General features: G+C 44.3%; 1 protein-coding gene. It reads right to left on the bottom strand.

Going from position 1 to position 553, the window contains the following annotated elements; genetic code table 11:
- On the bottom strand, positions 1–553 hold a 553-nt coding region (locus EO92_RS18580), incomplete at both ends, for a disaggregatase related repeat-containing protein (RefSeq protein WP_235283299.1).

Raw genomic sequence — 553 nt, 5'->3', positions numbered from 1 at the left:
GCTGGTCTTGAGCTTCCTGCCGGATAATACCAGTAGAGAGAAAGGGCTGCATCACTAACGTCGGTAGACCCGGTGTACTCGCTCAGGTCAAACCACATTGCATCCCTGTATCTGCCAGTACTCATCCCACCTATGTCAATATAGGATGAACTCTTATAGACTGTATTAGAAGAAGCTTCACGCATGCGGTTATCCGTTGCACCAGTAACAGTTACATTTACAGTCACTACAGGAGGTTCGGTCACTACAGGTGCTTTCTGTGTTATGCTAAGCTCTGGCTTCTTACTTTCAATTCCGCAGTCACTGCTGTAGAATGCAATATAATTGTTGCTTTCAGTTTTTGCTTTTATCAGAAAACCGGTATTTTCGTACTTTCCACTGGTATACTCTTTTACGAGCTCGGTTACATCCAGCTCATAGTACCTGTTGTCAGGGAGAGTACTGCCCTTAATAGTCATTGTGGCATAGGGCATGCTTCCCTGCAAAACACCGTTTTTATCGTACCAGTCTCCTCCTGGATTTTTCCATGCAATACCAATGTTTCTCTTATTCC

It is taken from the genome of Methanosarcina sp. 2.H.A.1B.4 (assembly GCF_000979385.1).
GTDB lineage: Archaea > Halobacteriota > Methanosarcinia > Methanosarcinales > Methanosarcinaceae > Methanosarcina.
Note: the sequence above shows the minus strand (reverse complement) of the source record. Positions and strands in the feature narration are given on the sequence as shown.